Annotated in this window: 13 protein-coding genes; 8 read left to right on the top strand and 5 right to left on the bottom strand. The window is 69.6% G+C overall.

The genetic code is table 11. The features are described 5' to 3' along the window. Positions 1–138: 138 nt before the first annotated feature. Positions 139–1,212 carry a Bug family tripartite tricarboxylate transporter substrate binding protein gene (locus tag CCO03_RS05435; RefSeq protein ID WP_087278268.1) on the bottom strand — a complete coding sequence of 358 codons (1,074 nt, stop codon included), beginning with the start codon at positions 1,210–1,212 and terminating at the stop codon, positions 139–141. A gap of 242 nt (positions 1,213–1,454) precedes the next feature. Here CCO03_RS05435 and CCO03_RS05430 point away from each other — a divergent pair, with 242 nt between their 5' ends. Beyond that, complete coding sequence (locus CCO03_RS05430; RefSeq protein WP_087278264.1) at positions 1,455–2,363, top strand: LysR family transcriptional regulator; 909 nt, start codon at positions 1,455–1,457, stop codon at positions 2,361–2,363. A 449-nt stretch (positions 2,364–2,812) separates the two neighbouring features. On the opposite strand, the gene CCO03_RS05420 is transcribed toward CCO03_RS05430, so the two are convergent. From CCO03_RS05420 to CCO03_RS05410, 3 genes are all read right to left on the bottom strand, one after another. Beyond that, a complete protein-coding gene (locus CCO03_RS05420; RefSeq protein ID WP_205690362.1) occupies positions 2,813–3,352 on the bottom strand; it encodes a GNAT family N-acetyltransferase in 540 nt (179 codons plus the stop codon). Positions 3,353–3,606: 254 nt separating this feature from the next. Then, positions 3,607–3,915, bottom strand: coding sequence for a putative quinol monooxygenase (locus CCO03_RS05415; RefSeq protein ID WP_087278258.1), 309 nt, complete (start codon positions 3,913–3,915; stop codon positions 3,607–3,609). Positions 3,916–4,573: 658 nt separating this feature from the next. Next, complete coding sequence (locus CCO03_RS05410) at positions 4,574–5,287, bottom strand: YggS family pyridoxal phosphate-dependent enzyme (RefSeq protein WP_087278252.1); 714 nt, start codon at positions 5,285–5,287, stop codon at positions 4,574–4,576. A 308-nt stretch (positions 5,288–5,595) separates the two neighbouring features. On the opposite strand from CCO03_RS05410, the gene CCO03_RS05400 reads away from it, so the two are divergent. The 3 genes from CCO03_RS05400 (at position 5,596) to CCO03_RS05390 (ending at position 9,339) form a co-directional block, all read left to right on the top strand. After that, entirely contained in the window at positions 5,596–6,636 is a 1,041-nt protein-coding gene (locus CCO03_RS05400) for an amino acid ABC transporter substrate-binding protein (protein WP_418236039.1), read from the top strand. Positions 6,637–7,267: 631 nt separating this feature from the next. Beyond that, the gene (locus CCO03_RS05395; protein WP_087278242.1) at positions 7,268–8,287 is read left to right on the top strand and encodes an ABC transporter permease subunit; all 1,020 of its coding nucleotides are present in this window, start codon (positions 7,268–7,270) and stop codon (positions 8,285–8,287) included. Between the two features lie 5 nt (positions 8,288–8,292). After that, positions 8,293–9,339: an amino acid ABC transporter permease gene (locus CCO03_RS05390; RefSeq protein WP_236904038.1), complete on the top strand. Its 1,047-nt coding sequence runs from the start codon at positions 8,293–8,295 to the stop codon at positions 9,337–9,339. 214 nt (positions 9,340–9,553) lie between these two features. Here the strand turns inward: CCO03_RS05390 and CCO03_RS05385 are convergent, their stop codons facing one another. Further along, the gene (locus tag CCO03_RS05385; RefSeq protein WP_087278236.1) at positions 9,554–10,987 is read right to left on the bottom strand and encodes an NHL repeat-containing protein; all 1,434 of its coding nucleotides are present in this window, start codon (positions 10,985–10,987) and stop codon (positions 9,554–9,556) included. A 201-nt stretch (positions 10,988–11,188) separates the two neighbouring features. On the opposite strand from CCO03_RS05385, the gene CCO03_RS05380 reads away from it, so the two are divergent. The 4 genes from CCO03_RS05380 to CCO03_RS05365 all read left to right on the top strand — a co-directional run bounded on the left by CCO03_RS05380 (position 11,189) and on the right by CCO03_RS05365 (position 15,210). Beyond that, the gene (locus CCO03_RS05380) at positions 11,189–11,776 is read left to right on the top strand and encodes an acyltransferase (RefSeq protein WP_087278233.1); all 588 of its coding nucleotides are present in this window, start codon (positions 11,189–11,191) and stop codon (positions 11,774–11,776) included. 381 nt (positions 11,777–12,157) lie between these two features. After that, positions 12,158–12,763 carry a GAF domain-containing protein gene (locus CCO03_RS05375; RefSeq protein WP_087278230.1) on the top strand — a complete coding sequence of 202 codons (606 nt, stop codon included), beginning with the start codon at positions 12,158–12,160 and terminating at the stop codon, positions 12,761–12,763. Positions 12,764–13,400: 637 nt separating this feature from the next. Continuing rightward, the gene (locus tag CCO03_RS05370; protein ID WP_087278228.1) at positions 13,401–13,901 is read left to right on the top strand and encodes a nitrate reductase associated protein; all 501 of its coding nucleotides are present in this window, start codon (positions 13,401–13,403) and stop codon (positions 13,899–13,901) included. A gap of 88 nt (positions 13,902–13,989) precedes the next feature. Beyond that, on the top strand, positions 13,990–15,210 hold the full coding sequence (locus CCO03_RS05365) for an MFS transporter (protein WP_087278225.1): 1,221 nt from the start codon (positions 13,990–13,992) through the stop codon (positions 15,208–15,210). Positions 15,211–15,260 lie beyond the last annotated feature (50 nt).

The following is a 15,260-nucleotide window of genomic DNA, read 5'->3' as shown; positions in this document are numbered from 1 at the left end:
GCAGGTGGCTGTCCGGTCACCGCCACGACATCGCGGACGGCTGCCCATGTCATGCGCGGATGGCCCCGCGATGCAGGCGGATGCGGCAGACGGCCAGCCCGGACGCGCCAACACGCGCCCGAGCAGGCCACCGCCCGGTCACTCGGCCGTGATGTTCAGCTCGCGGATCAGGCCGGTCCAGTGCGCCAGGTCCGACGCCAGCTTGGCCTGGAACGCGGGCGCGGTGCTGCCCACGGGCACCAGGTTCAGCTCGCGCATGCGCTGGGCGACTTCGGGCTTGTGCACGATGCGCTGGATCTGCGCCGACAAGGCGTTGATGCGTTCGGCCGGCACGCCGGCGGGTGCCAGCAGGCCCATCCAGGCGTCGGGCTCGAAACCCTTGTAGCCGGCCTCAGCCAGGGTCGGCACCTCGGGCAGCAGGGCCGAGCGTTTCTCGCCCGCAAACGCCACCGGGCGCAGCTTGCCGGCCTTCACCAGCGCAATGGCCGTGCCCACCGGGGCCCAGCCGAACTTGACGTGGCCGGCCGCCAGGTCGTTGACCAGCGGCGCCCCGCCCTTGTAGGCCACGTGCATCAGGTCCAGCCCAGCGGCGCGCTTGAACTGCTCGCCCAGGATGTGGCCCGTGGTGCCCGTGCCGTACGAGCCGTAGGCCAGCTCGCCGGGCTTGGCCTTCGCCAGCTTGACGATGTCGGCCACGGTCTTGGCTTCGAACTGCGGGTGTGCCACCAGCATGACGCTGGACAGCGCCACCTCGCTGACGGCGGCGAAGTCCTTCACGGGGTCGTAGCCCGTGTTCTTGATCAGCGACGGGTTTTGCACGTGGGCGGTGAAGGTGAGCAGCAGCGTGTGCCCGTCCTTGGGTGCACCCAGCACGACCTTGGTGCCCGTCACCGCGCCGGCGCCCGGGCGGTTCTCGACGATGACCGGTTGGCCCCAGGCCGCCTGCAGCTCCTGCCCCAGGATGCGCGCCACGGCGTCGTTCACGTTGCCCGCCGTCGACGGCACGACCAGGGTGATGGGCTTGTTGGGAAAACCGTCGACCTTGCCCGGCGCAGCCTGGGCCCAGGCGCCGCTGCCGAACAGGCCCAGCGCCACGGCCAGACCCGCCAGCACCGGCCGGCGTGCGCGTGGCAGGCCTCGGTCAGGGGCAGGCCGCAGCGCGCGGCCCCCCGGACTGCGGGATGGGCGAAACAGGATGGGGAAGCGCGTCATGGTGTGTCTCCAAAGCGTTGTTGTGCGGGTGACTGAATCGCGGCCGGCCTGGGCGCTAAGCGAACAGCCAGGCCACGCGCGTGCCCGAACCAGAGGAAAAAGTCCGGGGCGCACGCGTCGCCGATGTGCACACAGTCTAGAAAGTGCGGCGCCGATAATGCATGCCATTTCGGCGCCCAGGCATTCCTCAGTGGAATACCGCAGACCTCGCGGCGCCACTCGCCCCAATCACCGCCCTGCCCATGCGCCTGGATGATCTGCACTGCCTGGTCGCGATTTGCGAGCATGGCCAACTCTCGGCAGCCGCCCGGGCCCTGGGCAGCACGCAATCGGCCCTGTCCAAGGCCATGGGCCGGCTCGAAGCCGAGTTTGGCCTGCCGCTGTTGGCGCGTGCGCCGCGCGGGGTCACGCCCACGGCCGCGGGTCGGCGCCTGCTGGCCCATGCCCAGACCGTGCTGCTGGACTGCCAGGCGCTGCAGGCCAGCATGGCCGAACAGCGCGCCGCGGTAACCGGCCAATTGCGCATCGGCGTGCTGCCCGCGCTCACGCACACCCTGCTGTCGCCACTCATCGCGCGCTTCCTGCCCACCCGGCCCATGGCGCGGTTCCGCTTCGACAGCCAGCTCAGCGCGCCCTTGCTCGACCGCCTGGCCACGGGTGAGCTGGACCTGGCCTTCCTCGCACTGCCCGATGTCCTGCCCCAGGGCATGGCGCAGCAGTCGCTGGGGCCGTTGGCCATGTGCCTGGTGGCCAGCGCCGACCACCCGCGCCTGGCCAGCCTGCGCAGCCTGGCCGATCTGGCCGGTGAACGCTGGGCCCTGCCCACGGCCGACCTGTTCCTGCGCCAGTGGCTGGATGCCAAACTGCGCGCCCAGAGCCTGCCCGAGGCCCGGGTGGCGGTGGAGAGCAACGCCTCGCCGGCCAGCTTTGCCAGCCTGTTGCGCCACAGCGACCTGCTGGGCCTGGCCACCCTCAGCATGCTGCGCCAGGCGCAGGGGCACGGCCTGGTGGCGCTGGATGGGCCCGACTTTCAATGGCAGCACGAGTTGGGCGTGGTGTGGCGCGCCAACGCCCAGGGCGACAGCCTGACGCCCCTGGGCCGCGAGTTCCGCGACGAGGCGATCCGCTGGTGCGTCGCCCGCACGTTCTGAACCCGCCACGCCGAACGGACGGACGCATGGAGCGCGCTGTGAGGGTGGGAGCGGACGGCCCACATCAGGCCTGCGGCCCCAGCGTTCGTCCAGCCCGTGGCCGATGCGCATGCCCCACGTCCCCGTCTTGCGTCAGCCCATGCCTGGAGCCAACCCGCTCGGGCCGCGCTGGCAAGAAGATCAAAGGCTTTGACCGCAGCGACGCCGTGTTGACGGGCGTGGAGGCGCGCACCTCGTCGCCCGTGCAGTTCGCGCGCGACGAGGCCTCGCAGTGTCTGCCACACAGAGGGTGAGAAGGGTGCCCTTCGAACGGCTTCTGGCCGCGCCAGTCCTGACGAAGGTGGAGCCGTCTGGCCAAGCCCTTGCCGGCCCAGCCACTTCGGGCGGGCTTTTTTTGGCCGAACCCTTTTGGGCCGTGTCTCTTCTGACAGGACCGGACAGGCCTGCTGTCAGCGCGGCTCGAAGTCCTGCAGCCGCAGCTGCAGGAACACCAGGTCCAGCCAGCGGCCAAACTTGCAGCCCACCTCGGGCATGCGGGCGGTTTCGACGAACCCGAAGTCTTGATGCAGCGCGATCGAGGCCTGGTTGCCGGCCTCGATGGCGGCCACCATGGTGTGCAGGCCGTCGTCGCGGGCGCGCTGGATCAGGGCCGCCATGAGCGCGCGCGCCACCCCGAGACGGCGCGCATCCGGGTGCACATAGACCGAATTTTCCACCGTGTACCGGTAGCCGTCGAAATTGCGCCAAGGCCCGTACGAGGCATACCCCAGGGCGCTGCGCTCATCGTCCGCCACGGCCACCAGCACCGGAAAGCCGCCGGCCTGACGCTGGGCCAGCCAAGCCTCGCGGTTCACGGCGTCGACGGTCACGTCGTTCCAGATCGCCGTGGTGTGGCGCACGGCGTCGTTGTAGATCTCGGCAATGGCCGGGGCATCGGCCGGCACGGCGGAGCGAATGCGCACGCGAGGCGCGGAGGTGAGCGAAGACATGGCCGCGATTGTGCGCCGGCCCGGCCCGCCGCTCAGGCGCCGGCACATCAACCGTGCAGGCGCCTGCTTCATGCGCCGACCTCTGCCCCCGGCGCCACGCGGGCGACTGGGAACGCCAAAGCGCCTGCGGTCTGGCCTGGCCGCGTCACGCCCGATGGCGGATCAGGCGCAGGGCATGTTCGCCATCAAACTGGCGGAGTATGCATGTGCTTCTGTTTCATGCTGAACGGCAGAACATGCATACTGCCATGGCATCAAACGGCTTCCAGGATGTGGATGACGCGGCTGGCCACCAGCTCCTTGGTCTTGGCGCTGTACTCGGCCATGTGGGCCGAGGCGCCGTGGGCCTTGAGCGCCGCAGGGCTGGCCCAGCGCTCGAGCACGACGAAGGTGTCTTCGCCGAAGCTGCCGCGCGACGGCGGGAAAGCCGAGGCATCGACGGCGGCCTGGTACTCGATGCAACCGTCTTCGGCCAGCACGGCCGGGCGGTTGGCGTTGAAGGCTTCGAGCACTTGGGCACGCAGGCCGGGCTTGGCGGTGATGACGGCAACGACGCTGATCATGGATGGGTCTCCTGGGGTGATGAAACAAAAGGGGCGGCTTGCCGCTGGCAGGCGGCCAGCGCGGGCACCGCGCAAACCCATCAGGTCCGGCGATCCGGCGGCCTGACTGCCACGCCATGCGCTGGCACCAGCACCGCCCCTGGGCCGACTGCAATCTAGTCGGTTTGCCCCCGCACGACAGGCGCCAAGGCGTCAGCTTCGGCCTGCGCGCCCTCCACCACCACGCCACGGCTTCTCGGGCCGTGTTTCAGGCGCTGGGCTCGGGGACCTGGCGTCTGCGCCTGATTCCCGATGCAAGCCCGCCAGGCCCCAGCCGAGAGCGCTGCCGCTGCGTGTTGAGCCAGCGTGTTGATCGGGATGCCCGGCGTCAGCCCGCTCCATGAACCGACACCATGGCCAACGCCCGCTGCGTGGCCGCGGGCGTGGACCTCGACCCGGCCTGCAGGTCGCGGCCTCGCTGCAGCGGTGCTAAATCGGTTCGGGCCGCACGGCATGGGACGGCGACGCGCTCGTGGCCAAGGGCGAGACGACATGCGGTGGCCGGCGTGATGGAAGCCCTCATCCCGCCAGCGGTGGTCCTCACGCAGGCTCAAAATGGGGTATGCAGCCGTTCTCGTTATTCAACAAACGCAGCTTGCCGCATACTTCATCACACACTTCAAGCGTAATCGCGGGCACCGAACAGCGCCGAGCCCACGCGCACGTCGGTCGCACCTTCGGCAATCGCGAGCTCGAAATCACCGCTCATGCCCATGGACAGGCGCGTCATGCTCGCGAACCCGGCCCCCAGCAGGCCTTCGCGCAGGCGTGCAAGCTGAGCAAAGCAGCCGCGCACCACGGCCGGGTCGTCGGTGTGGTCGGCCAGGGTCATCAGGCCCTGCAGCTGCAGCGTGGGGCATTCGGCCTGCACGCGGGCGACGAAGTCGTGCAGGCGCTCGGGCGCCAGACCGAATTTGCTCTCTTCGTTCGCGGTCTTGACCTGCACCAGCGCGCGCAGGGTGCGCCCCTCCAGCGTCAGCCGCTTGTGCAGCGCCTCGGCCAACTCCCACCGGTCCAGGCTCTGGATTTCGTGCGCCACGCGCGCCACCTCCTTGGCCTTGTTGGTCTGCAGGTGACCGATCATCACCCACACGATGTCGCCCAGGTCGGCCAGTTGCGCCGCCTTCTCGCGCAACTCCTGCGCCTTGTTCTCGGCAAAGTGCGTCAGGCCCAGCGCGTGGGCCTCGCGGATGGCGTCGGCGTCGAAGGTCTTGCTCACGGCCAGCAGCTGCACGGACAGGGGGTCGCGGCCGGCGCGCTGCGCGGCCAGGTCCATGCGCACACGCAAGGCCTGCAGGCGCTGCGCCAGGGTAGAGGTACTCGTTGCATTCATGGCCTGCGGTTCTACACGAAACGCCGGCGCCATCCTGCCGCCAAGGGCGTTCCGGCGCCCCCAGCGCTCCCCGGGGCATGGCGCGCACGGCATAAGCTCATAACGAAAACGTCCGCCCACCCAGTTACCATCCCCAGGCTTTGCACTGCGGCCTGACCTGCCGGACCCTCTGCAGCGCGTGAGCGGCACGCCAGCGCCACGGCTCCCGATCCGCCGGAGCCGGCCGGCGCGCCCTGCCACCCGGTGCTGCCGAACGATCCCCCAGGACCCTGGCCCAGGACTTCATCCGCCTGATCAGGAGCTTCACGATGTCCTCCCTGCCCCTTCCCACTCTGGGCGCCACGCTGGTGGCCGCCACCTTGAGCCTGATGGCCGCCACCTCGGCCCACGCCGGCGCCACGCTGGACGCCGTGAAGAAACGCGGCACCGTCAAATGCGGTGTGACCAATGGCGTGGCCGGCTTCTCGGCCCCCGACACGCAAGGCAAGTGGACCGGCCTGGACGTGGACACCTGCCGCGCCATCGCCGCGGCCGTGCTGGGCGATGGCAACAAGGTCGAGTTCGTGCCGCTCAACTCCCAGCAGCGCTTCTCGGCCCTGCAGGCCGGCGAGGTGGATGTACTGGCACGCAACACGACGGCCAACCTCACGCGCGATGCGTCGCTGGGCCTGCACGCCACCACCATCAACTACTACGACGGCCAGGGCTTTCTGGTGCCCAAGAAGCTGAAGGTGAGCAGCGCCAAGCAGCTCAAGGGCGCCACCATCTGCACGCAGTCGGGCACGACGAACGAGAAGAACGCGACCGACTACTTCCGCGCCCAGGGCATCCCCGTCAAGACGGTGGTGTTCGAGAGCTTCGAGGCCTCGTTCAAGGCCTTCTTCTCGGGCCGCTGCCAGGCCTTCACGACCGATGTGTCGGCCCTGGCGGGCCTGCGCAACAAGGAAGCGCCCAACCCCGACGACTACCTGATCCTGCCCGAGCTGATCTCGAAAGAGCCGCTGGCGCCCTTCGTGCGCCGCGGCGACGACGACTGGTTCGCCATCGTCAAGTGGGTGCCCAATGCGCTGATCGAGGCCGAGGAAGTCGGCATCACGCAGGCCAACATCGACCAGCTGCGCGGCAGCAGCAAAGACCCCGCCCAGCAGCGCCTGCTGGGCACGGGCGATGACCTGGGCAAGCTGTTGGGCCTGAGCAAGGACTGGTCCTACCACGCCATCAAGGCCGTGGGCAACTACGGCGAGGTCTTCGAGCGCAACGTCGGCCCGAACTCGGTGCTGAAGCTGCCACGCGGCAACAACCGCCTGTGGAACAAGGGCGGCCTGCTGTACGCGCTGCCGGTGAAGTGAGGCGGGTGACCGCATGGGCCAGACCCTGCAGGCGTTGGCAGGCCGTGCCAACGCCCTGACGGCGTTCGACGCGCCGCGCTGCGTCAGCTCGGCCCGTGCAAGGGATGCTCACCGCGGCTGCGGCGTTCATCGCTCAGGGCGTTGTGTGCCGCGACGCCTTCGCCACCCACGCCTTGGTCTGGACGTCGGGCGGCGCCACGGGTTCACCCGGCCTGGATGTGCGGTGACGAAGGTGCCGGGTTGTGCAGGCGTCGGGGGCTCAGGGCCGTGCTGGGGGCCAACCAACAGACAGCCGGGGGGCCAATCCGTGGACACCCGATGTCTGGCACCTGCGCGTCGCGGCGGGTCAGCTTGGCCATCGCTGGCGGCGCGACAGGTGGCGCAACCCTTCATCGAGGCCAGCCGCCAACGCGGTGCTCGGGCATGCAGCCGTCTCCGGCCGAGCACCGCGAGCGCCGCACGGCCCATCGAGGCAGGCAGTGATGGAGGGCCAACCCGAACCGCAGCGAATGAACGCCCCTGCAAGCGCCCATCCCCTGCGCCACGGCCATGCGCCACACTCCGACATGACCAGTATCAAGCAATTGTTGATGCGAAATAAACGGCAATCACCGCATACCCTGACCAGACCATGACCCACCCCTCGCCCCCACCCGCTGCGCCGCCGCCCGCCCGCGGCGCAACGTCGTCGCGCATCGCCCTGGTGCTGCAGGTCGTGCTCATCCTGGCGCTGGTGGGGCTGGTCTGGTGGGCGGTGCAGCACGCGCTCGACGTGCTGCGCGCACGCGGCGTGCGCTCGGGCTTCGACTTCCTCGGCGATGCGGCCGGCATCCCGATCAGCGAAGGCTGGCCGTCCTACTCGCCCGAGCAGCCGTTCTGGCGCGCCTTTTTGACCGGTGTGGGCAACACCGTGCGCGCGGCCGTGCCCGCGGCCATCGTCGCCGTGGTGCTGGGCGTGCTGCTGGGCGTGGGCCGGCTGGTGCCGCACCGCCTGGTCAGCGGCCTGTGCGGGGGCTACATCCACCTGGTGCGCAACGTGCCGCTGCTGCTGCAGCTGCTGATGGTGGCGTTTGCCATCGGCGCCCTGCTGCCCGACCCCACCGAACCCCTGCACCTGCTGCCCGGGGTGTGGCTCAGCAAGGCCGGCCTGAGCATGCCCTGGCCGGCCCAGGGCGAGGCGGGCTGGTTCGTCGAATGGCCCGAGCCGGGCACCTTCGGCGTCACGGGCGGCGCCGCGCTCAGCCCCGAGTACGTGGCCATCGTCACCGCGCTGGCGCTGTACTCGGCCGCCTTCGTGGCCGAAATCGTGCGCGCCGGCATCCAGGCCGTGCCCGAGGGCCAATGGCTGGCCGCGCGGGCCCTGGGCCTTCAGCCCGGGCAGGAGATGCGCCTGGTCGTGCTGCCGCAGGCGCAGCGCGTCATCGTGCCGGCGCTGACCAACCAGCTGCTGAGCCTGACCAAGAACTCGTCGCTGGCCGTGGCCGTGGGCTACCCGGAGCTGGTCTCGGTGGCCAACATGACCATCGGCAACACCGGCCGCGCGTTCGAGTGCATCGCCATCGTCATGGCGGTGTACCTGGCGCTGTCGCTCGCGATTGCCGCCCTGATGAACACCTACAACCGCCGCGTGGCGCTGCGAGGCTGGTCATGATGCCCATGCGTGCTCCCCGAACCTGGGCCCAGGACCTGTGGGGCTCGCCGTGGCGCGCGGCCTTCAGCCTGGTCGTGCTGGCCCTGGCCGCCTGGGCCCTGGCGCACCTGCTGCCCTGGGCCGTGCTGCAGGCCACCTGGGCGCCCGACGCCGCCACCTGCCGCGCGCACCGCGAAGGCGCCTGCTGGGGCGTGGTGGCCGAGAAGTGGCGGCCGCTGCTGTTTGGCCGCTACCCGTTCGAGGCCCAGTGGCGACCCGCCGTGGCCGGCCTGCTGCTGATGGCCATGACCCTGGGCAGCGCCTGGCCGCGGGTCTGGCGCTGGTGGCTGGCACCGCTGTGGCTGGCCGTGCTGCTGACGGCTGGCCTGCTGATGGGCGGCGGCCTGGGGCTGCCCCATGTGCCCACAGGCCAGTGGGGCGGCCTGCCGCTGACCATCGTGCTGGCCGTGCTCGGCGTGGCGCTGGCGTTTCCGCTTGGCCTGGCGCTGGCCTTGGGGCGGCGTTCCGACTGGCCGGTGGTGCGCACGCTGTGCGCCAGCTACATCGAGCTGGTGCGCGGCGTGCCGCTGATCTCGGTGCTGTTCATGGCGACTTTTTTGCTGCCGCTGCTGTGGCCTGTGGGTGCCCAACCGGATGTGCTGCTGCGCGTGATCGTCGGCCTGTCGCTGTTCATCGCGGCCTACCTGGCCGAGGTGATCCGCGGCGGCCTGCAGGCCGTGCCGGGCGGCCAGGTCGACGCGGCCCGCGCGCTCGGCTTCACCCGCTGGGGCGTGCAGCGTCACATCGTGCTGCCGCAGGCCCTGCGCATGGTGGTGCCGGCGCTGACCAACAACGTGCTGGGGGCCTTGAAGGACACCTCGCTGGTCACCGTGGTCGGCCTGTTCGAGCTGACGGGTGCCCTGAGCCTGGCGCTGGGCGGCGACCCGGTCTGGCGGCCCTTCTACCTCGAGGCCTACCTCTTCATCGCACTGATCTACTGGGTGCTGTGCTTTGGCCTGGCGCGCTACAGCCTGTGGCTGGAGGGCTATCTGCGGCGCGAGCACGCGATCTGATGAAAAGGTGAAGTATCTCCCTACTTCCGATCAAAAACTATCAAAAACAGGTATATGTCCCAGGTCGTGATCCATCAAACACCTGGCTTGCACGGAAGACCCTGAACCATGGTTTTGAGCAAGTCGTCGGGCGGATTGCCAAACAGCTTATACGGCGCACAAACCGTGCAAAGGGCGCGCGTCAGCCACCTGATGCGTCCCCGCGCAGTCGGCCTCAGCGGCTGTCCCCGTGTAACCGCGTCAGCGTGACCACCGACGGCGCATCCTCCGCAGCGCCATCGCTGGCCTGCACCAGCCAGCGCTGGTGCGAGTCCCGGAGGACCAACGCACCCCCACCGGACGCCAGCAAGGGCTCGGTCATCAGGCCATCGCCACCCCAGGCCATGTTCAGCTGGCCCTGGGCCGTGAACCGCAGGCCAAGCGGCTTGGTGAGCTGCGCACCGTCGCCCTGCCATGCGTAGCGCCCTGTGTACAGCACGTCACCGGCCTCGCCAATGAACGCCGACGCGCTGTAGTTCCCGCCGGTGGCGTTCGCCGACGACGCGGCAAACGTCGCCACGCCTTGCTGGCCAAAGCCGTTGGTAGGCTGGCCATCGGGGCTGACGGACACGGCATACGCCAGGGCGCGCGTGTCGTCACGGCCCGTGCCGGCCACCAGCACGCGTCCATCGGACAACACCCGCACATCGCCAACGCTGAGGTTCAGGCCCATGGGCACCTGCAGCGGTTGCGGCATGCGAGCATGCGGTCCGCCGTCAGCGGTCAGGCGCTCCAAGCACAGCCCCACCTCAGCCGGCGGCTCGACGTAGCTCACCGAAACGCGCGCACCCACCACCCAGATGCCGCGGTCACCATCGGCGCGCACGGCGGCACCGTCGGTTTCGCAGCGCGAGACCACCGCACCGTTCTGGCCAAAACCAGCGTCCACCTGGCCGTTGAAGGCATGGCGCGACAGCACCCAGCTGAACAGCCCGCCGCGCGCGTAAGAGGCGGTGCTAAGCGCCAGCACCTGGCCATTGGCCTCGGTGAGTCGGCTGGTCGAGCCGGACAGCCTCACCGCCCCCGACGCTGCAGCCGAGCGGTCGATGCGGCCATCCGCCAGCAGGCGCTGCAGGTGCGGCACGCGGTACTCCCCTGTCTGGTTTTCCAGGTCGACGACGCAACCATAGGGGGTGGGCACGAAGAAGCAGGAGCGGGACACGAGCGCCACCAGCGCCACCGTGCCGTCGCTCAGCGCAATGGCATCGTCGATGACGTCTGCGCCTGCCACCTGCCACACCGCCATGCCCTGATCCCCGAAGCTGGTGTCAAGCTGCCCGTCGGCCAGCAAGCGTTGCGCAAACAACTGCGTGGCGGGGCGGCGACGGTTGTAGGGCCCCGGCGTGTCGGCCAAGTTTGTGTTCAGCTGACGGTGACCCAACAGCATCAGCTTGCCGTCGGGCAGCTCCAGCACGCGGCTCACGCTGCCGCCATGCGGGGCCAGCGTGAGCTTCACGCTGCCTTGCTCGCCGAACCGTTTGTCCACCGCCAGCGGCGCGTGGCCAGGCTCAGGGGACGGGTCAGGCGTGGCATCGCCGCCGCCACATGCACTTAACCCCAGGGCAAGCCCCAACAACGCGATCTTGACGGTGTGAATGCGGATGTGCATGCGGCTGGCTCCCTGAATACATGGATGTAGGGATGCGCGAAGACACGCAGCCCGTGGATGACGACGAGCTTAGCAAAGGCCCTTGGCCACGCTTCGCTCACCGTGCCAATCGTCGGCAGACCACTCGCAGGCTGCGTGCCGCGCGCATGAGGAACAATCAAAGTCTCGGCTCGCCCGTCCTCCTGCCTCCCCATCCCTGCTATGAACACCTCCTCCGCTCACATTCACCCCACAGCCATCGTCGACGAAGGCGCCCAGCTTGGCGTCGGCACGCGCATCTGGCACTGGGTGCACGTGTGCGGCGGCGCGCGCATCGGTGAGCGCTGCTCGCTCGGCCAGGGGGTGTTCGTGGGCAACGACGTGGTGCTGGGCCACGGCGTGAAGGTGCAGAACAACGTCAGCATCTACGACGCCGTGACGCTGGACGACGAGGTGTTCTGCGGCCCCAGCATGGTGTTCACCAACGTCGTCAACCCGCGCGCCGGCGTGGTGAAGAAGGACGAGTACCGCCGCACGCACGTCAAGCGGGGTGCGACCCTGGGGGCGAACTGCACCCTGGTCTGCGGGGCCACCGTGGGCGAATACGCCTTCATCGGTGCCGGGGCCGTGGTCACCCAGGACGTGCCCGCGCACGCGCTGATGGTGGGTGTGCCGGCCCGGCAGATCGGCTGGATGAGCCGGCACGGCGAGCGCCTGGACCTGCCGCTGACCGGCGAGGGCGAGGCGCGCTGCCCGGCCACCGGCACGCGGCATGTGCTGCAGGCGGGCCAGGTCCGCGCGCTGGACTGAGCGGGTTCGCGGGGCCAGGCTCAGCAGGCTGCGCAGCCGCAACAGCTGGCCCATCGACGCAGTGCGCTGGAGCAGACACCTGATTGCGTCACCGGCCCGATGGCGCCCGGCGCGGCTCGATCCGGCAGTGCACCGCGATACTTGCTGGCAGTATTGAAGCGCAGCGATTGCCTTTCAATCGGAAACATCCGATACCCCAGTGGCAGGACCCAGACCAACCCACGCTCGCGTGGGATGCTCGCCGCAGGCCCTCCGGCCTGCGGCCCGGATCGGGTCCGGCGCGGCGATCCTCGTTGCCATGCGCCTGAGCCAAAACCCCAAGGCGGTGCGCCACCCGGGTCGGTGCAAAAATACACTCCAAAGGATTACTTTGTTTGGACCATGAGCCTGCACCTGTGGGATTACCCGCCTGAAGCCCTGGAAGTGACGGTGAGCGAGCTGCTCATCGCCACCGCCTCCTCCAGCGACAAGCTGATCGACGACACCGTGCGCGAGGTCTTGCACGACCTGCGCGAGCACCTGAGCATGGACGTGATCTTCTTCTCCGAGATCCGCGACGGCCAGCGCATGTTCAAGCACGTGGACACCAAACCCGGCTGCGAGGTCATCGCCACCGGCGGTGGCTCGTCGCTGGAAGAGTCGTTTTGCCAGTGCGTGCTCGAGGGCAAGCTGCCGCAGCTGGTGCACGACGCCGCCGTGCACCCGGCCTTTCCGCAGCTGCCGCCCACGCCCTTCCGCGTCGGGGCCCACCTCAGCGCCCCCATCGTGCTGGGCGACGGACGCACCTACGGCACGCTGTGCTGCTTCAGCCACGAAGGCGATGAGACCCTGACCGAGCGCGACCTGCAGAAGCTCGAATGCGTGGCCCGCGTGGCCGCCAAGCGCATCGATGCCCGCCGGCAGCGCGTGCGCGACGACGAAATGCAGGCCTGGGCCCTCGAGCCCCTGGCCAGCCACCCACTGGGCAAGCCCACGCGCCGCATCTGAGGCGCCCTGGCGCGGCGCTCGCCTTGCCCCTGCGGCCCCGTGCGACCGTTGCCGCGATGTGCGGCGCCATGGTGGTCTCGGCCACCCGTGACCTGTCGCAACAAGCCGCCCATGGGCTGGGTCAAGCCGCCCCACCGCGGCGGCCGAACACGCGCGGCAAGCGTCACGCACCCGCCCTCCGCGAACGCTGGAAGCCGAGCGCGCCCGGCACATTGCCATGTCCGGTTCCGCCAGGCTGAAGCCGCAGGCGGTGCGCGGCAATCGTCGGGACGCCAGCGCCCGGCCTTTGACCCGGACCCGCACCAGGCGCGCACCACCGTGCACCAAGCTGGTCCCGCGCATCCCCCATGCAGCCGCACGCTGGTGCGTGACACGCGGCCGCGCACCCCGATTTGACGCACGCCACGGGCCACCCGCACCCGTCAACGCTGGCATGGGTTTTGCGTGAACCTGCGCAGTCCAGCTCGGCTGGCTCGCTGACGCGAACCGATCCGGGGCGCGCTCAGCAGGACAACGGCGTCCGCACATTCGACCCCTCGCCTCAACCGCGAAGGCCCCGAAGGTGCGGACGTTTTTGCGTGTGCAGGCGGCTGAACGGCGCGATCCGCGCCAGCCGCCCACCGAAGGAGCGTGGCCCATGACCCCCACTTACTTTGACTTTGAGGCAGCGTTCGTGAACACGCTGCGCTGCGTGCCCATGGTGGTCCGCTTCAAGCTGGATGCCTGCGGCATCAAGCTCTCGTTGCGCGCCTGGAGCCGCTTCAGCCTGGGCACCCGCAGCCGGCTGGCGTCCATGGGCGTGGCGCAGCCCGATGAGCTCGAACGCTACCGCGCCTTTCTCGCCAGCGCCATCGCGGACGTGGGCGAGCCGGTGGTCACGCTGGCGCTGCCGCCCGACCCGGCATGGGCGCAGACCGAGCGCCTGCCCGAGGTGGTCGCCACCCAAGCGCAGGCCCTGCACCAGCCCCTGGACGGCCCCCGGCGGTGGCACCAGCTGGATGCGCTGCAGCGCTTTGCGCTGGTCAAGCTCACGCGCGGCGGGCACGAGAACGAGAACTTCCTGCCCGCGCTGCGCGAGTTCGGCCTGGTGCAGCCCGCGCCCGCACCGCAGATGGCGGCGGCGCTTCCCACAGCCTGACGGCCTGCCCTCTTTTCCCCTTGGCGTCAGGCCGGGCCCCTCAAGCCCAGGCCACACGCCGTTTCCCCTTGAGCATGGAGATCCATCGATGTCGGGCTTTCGCACCTTCCTGCAGTCAGGACACGCGCCCACGCTGGGCGCTGCCTTCTTCTACTTCGCCTGCTCGTGCGGGATCTGGGTCATCAACGGCGCGATGGCGCCGTTCCTCAGCGAGCACTTCGAGCTGACACCGGCCCAGAAGGGCCTGATGCTGTCCATTCCCATCGTCGCGGGCTCGCTGATGCGCTTCCCGCTGGGCCTGCTGGCCCAGTACATCGGGCGCAAGAACGCCACCCTGGTCGAGATGGTGGGCATCGTGCTGGCCATGCTGTACGGCTACTTCGCCGTCGACTCGTTTGGCGACCTGCTGGCCATGGGCGTGCTGCTGGGCATCGCGGGCGCCAGCTTCGGCGTGGCGCTGTCGCTGGGATCCGGCTCGTTCCCGCCGCGCTACAAGGGGCTGGCCATGGGCCTGGTCGGCGCGGGCAACATCGGCACGGCCGTGGCCGCGCTGCTGGCGCCCCCGCTGGCCCAGGCCTACGGCTGGCAGGCGGTGTATGGCTTTGCGGCCATCGGCATCCTGGTGCCCATGGTGGTGATGGTTGTGTTCGCGCGCGAGCCGGACGACGTCGACGCCCACGCCAGCCTGCGCGACCACGTCGCCTGCCTGTTCGAAAAGGACGGCTGGGCCTTCAGCCTGATCTACGCCGTCACGTTTGGCGGCTTCATCGGCTTGGCGACGTTCCTGCCCAGCTACTTCCACGACCAGTTCGGCGTGAGCAAGGTGGAAGCCGGCCAGCTGACCATGCTGGCGGCCTTCATGGGCGCGGTCACGCGCATCTTCGGCGGCTGGTTGTCCGACCACTGGGGCGGCGTCAACACGCTGACGGCGGTGCTGGTGGTGATCAGCCTCAGCCTGCTGATGTGCGGGCTGAGCAACGGCTCGCTGGCGCTGACAGTGCTGTTCTTCCTGGTCTGCTTCGCGGCACTGGGGGCGGGCAACGGCGCGCTGTTTCAGCTCGTGCCGCTGCGCTGGCCGGCCTCGACCGCAGTGGCCGGCTCCATGATCGGCGAGCTGGGCGCCCTGGGCGGCGGGCTGATTCCCGCCAGCATGGGCCTGTCGCAGCAGCACACGGGCAGTTACTTCACGGGCTTTGCGGTGTTCGCAGCCTGCGCGCTGGCCATGCTCATCATGCTGCGCTTCATGCAGATCCGCTGGACGCGCACCTGGGCCGAGCGCGGCGGCCGCGCCCGCATGGTGGCCGCCTGAGCGGTTTCCCCCGCCCTGCGCCTCGTCCGCATGTCAGCGTCCAATTGGAC

The sequence above is a fragment of the Comamonas serinivorans genome (assembly GCF_002158865.1).
Classification (GTDB): Bacteria; Pseudomonadota; Gammaproteobacteria; order Burkholderiales; family Burkholderiaceae_C; genus Comamonas_E; species Comamonas_E serinivorans.
Note: the sequence above shows the minus strand (reverse complement) of the source record. Positions and strands in the feature narration are given on the sequence as shown.

Coding starts and splice junctions, on each gene's coding strand:
- CCO03_RS05435 (WP_087278268.1), bottom strand. CDS start 1,212: ATGACGCGCTTCCCCATCCTGTTTCGCCCATCCCGCAGTCCGGGGGGC.
- CCO03_RS05430 (WP_087278264.1), top strand. CDS start 1,455: ATGCGCCTGGATGATCTGCACTGCCTGGTCGCGATTTGCGAGCATGGC.
- CCO03_RS05420 (WP_205690362.1), bottom strand. CDS start 3,352: ATGTCTTCGCTCACCTCCGCGCCTCGCGTGCGCATTCGCTCCGCCGTG.
- CCO03_RS05415 (WP_087278258.1), bottom strand. CDS start 3,915: ATGATCAGCGTCGTTGCCGTCATCACCGCCAAGCCCGGCCTGCGTGCC.
- CCO03_RS05410 (WP_087278252.1), bottom strand. CDS start 5,287: ATGAATGCAACGAGTACCTCTACCCTGGCGCAGCGCCTGCAGGCCTTG.
- CCO03_RS05400 (WP_418236039.1), top strand. CDS start 5,596: ATGTCCTCCCTGCCCCTTCCCACTCTGGGCGCCACGCTGGTGGCCGCC.
- CCO03_RS05395 (WP_087278242.1), top strand. CDS start 7,268: ATGACCCACCCCTCGCCCCCACCCGCTGCGCCGCCGCCCGCCCGCGGC.
- CCO03_RS05390 (WP_236904038.1), top strand. CDS start 8,293: ATGCGTGCTCCCCGAACCTGGGCCCAGGACCTGTGGGGCTCGCCGTGG.
- CCO03_RS05385 (WP_087278236.1), bottom strand. CDS start 10,987: ATGCACATCCGCATTCACACCGTCAAGATCGCGTTGTTGGGGCTTGCC.
- CCO03_RS05380 (WP_087278233.1), top strand. CDS start 11,189: ATGAACACCTCCTCCGCTCACATTCACCCCACAGCCATCGTCGACGAA.
- CCO03_RS05375 (WP_087278230.1), top strand. CDS start 12,158: ATGAGCCTGCACCTGTGGGATTACCCGCCTGAAGCCCTGGAAGTGACG.
- CCO03_RS05370 (WP_087278228.1), top strand. CDS start 13,401: ATGACCCCCACTTACTTTGACTTTGAGGCAGCGTTCGTGAACACGCTG.
- CCO03_RS05365 (WP_087278225.1), top strand. CDS start 13,990: ATGTCGGGCTTTCGCACCTTCCTGCAGTCAGGACACGCGCCCACGCTG.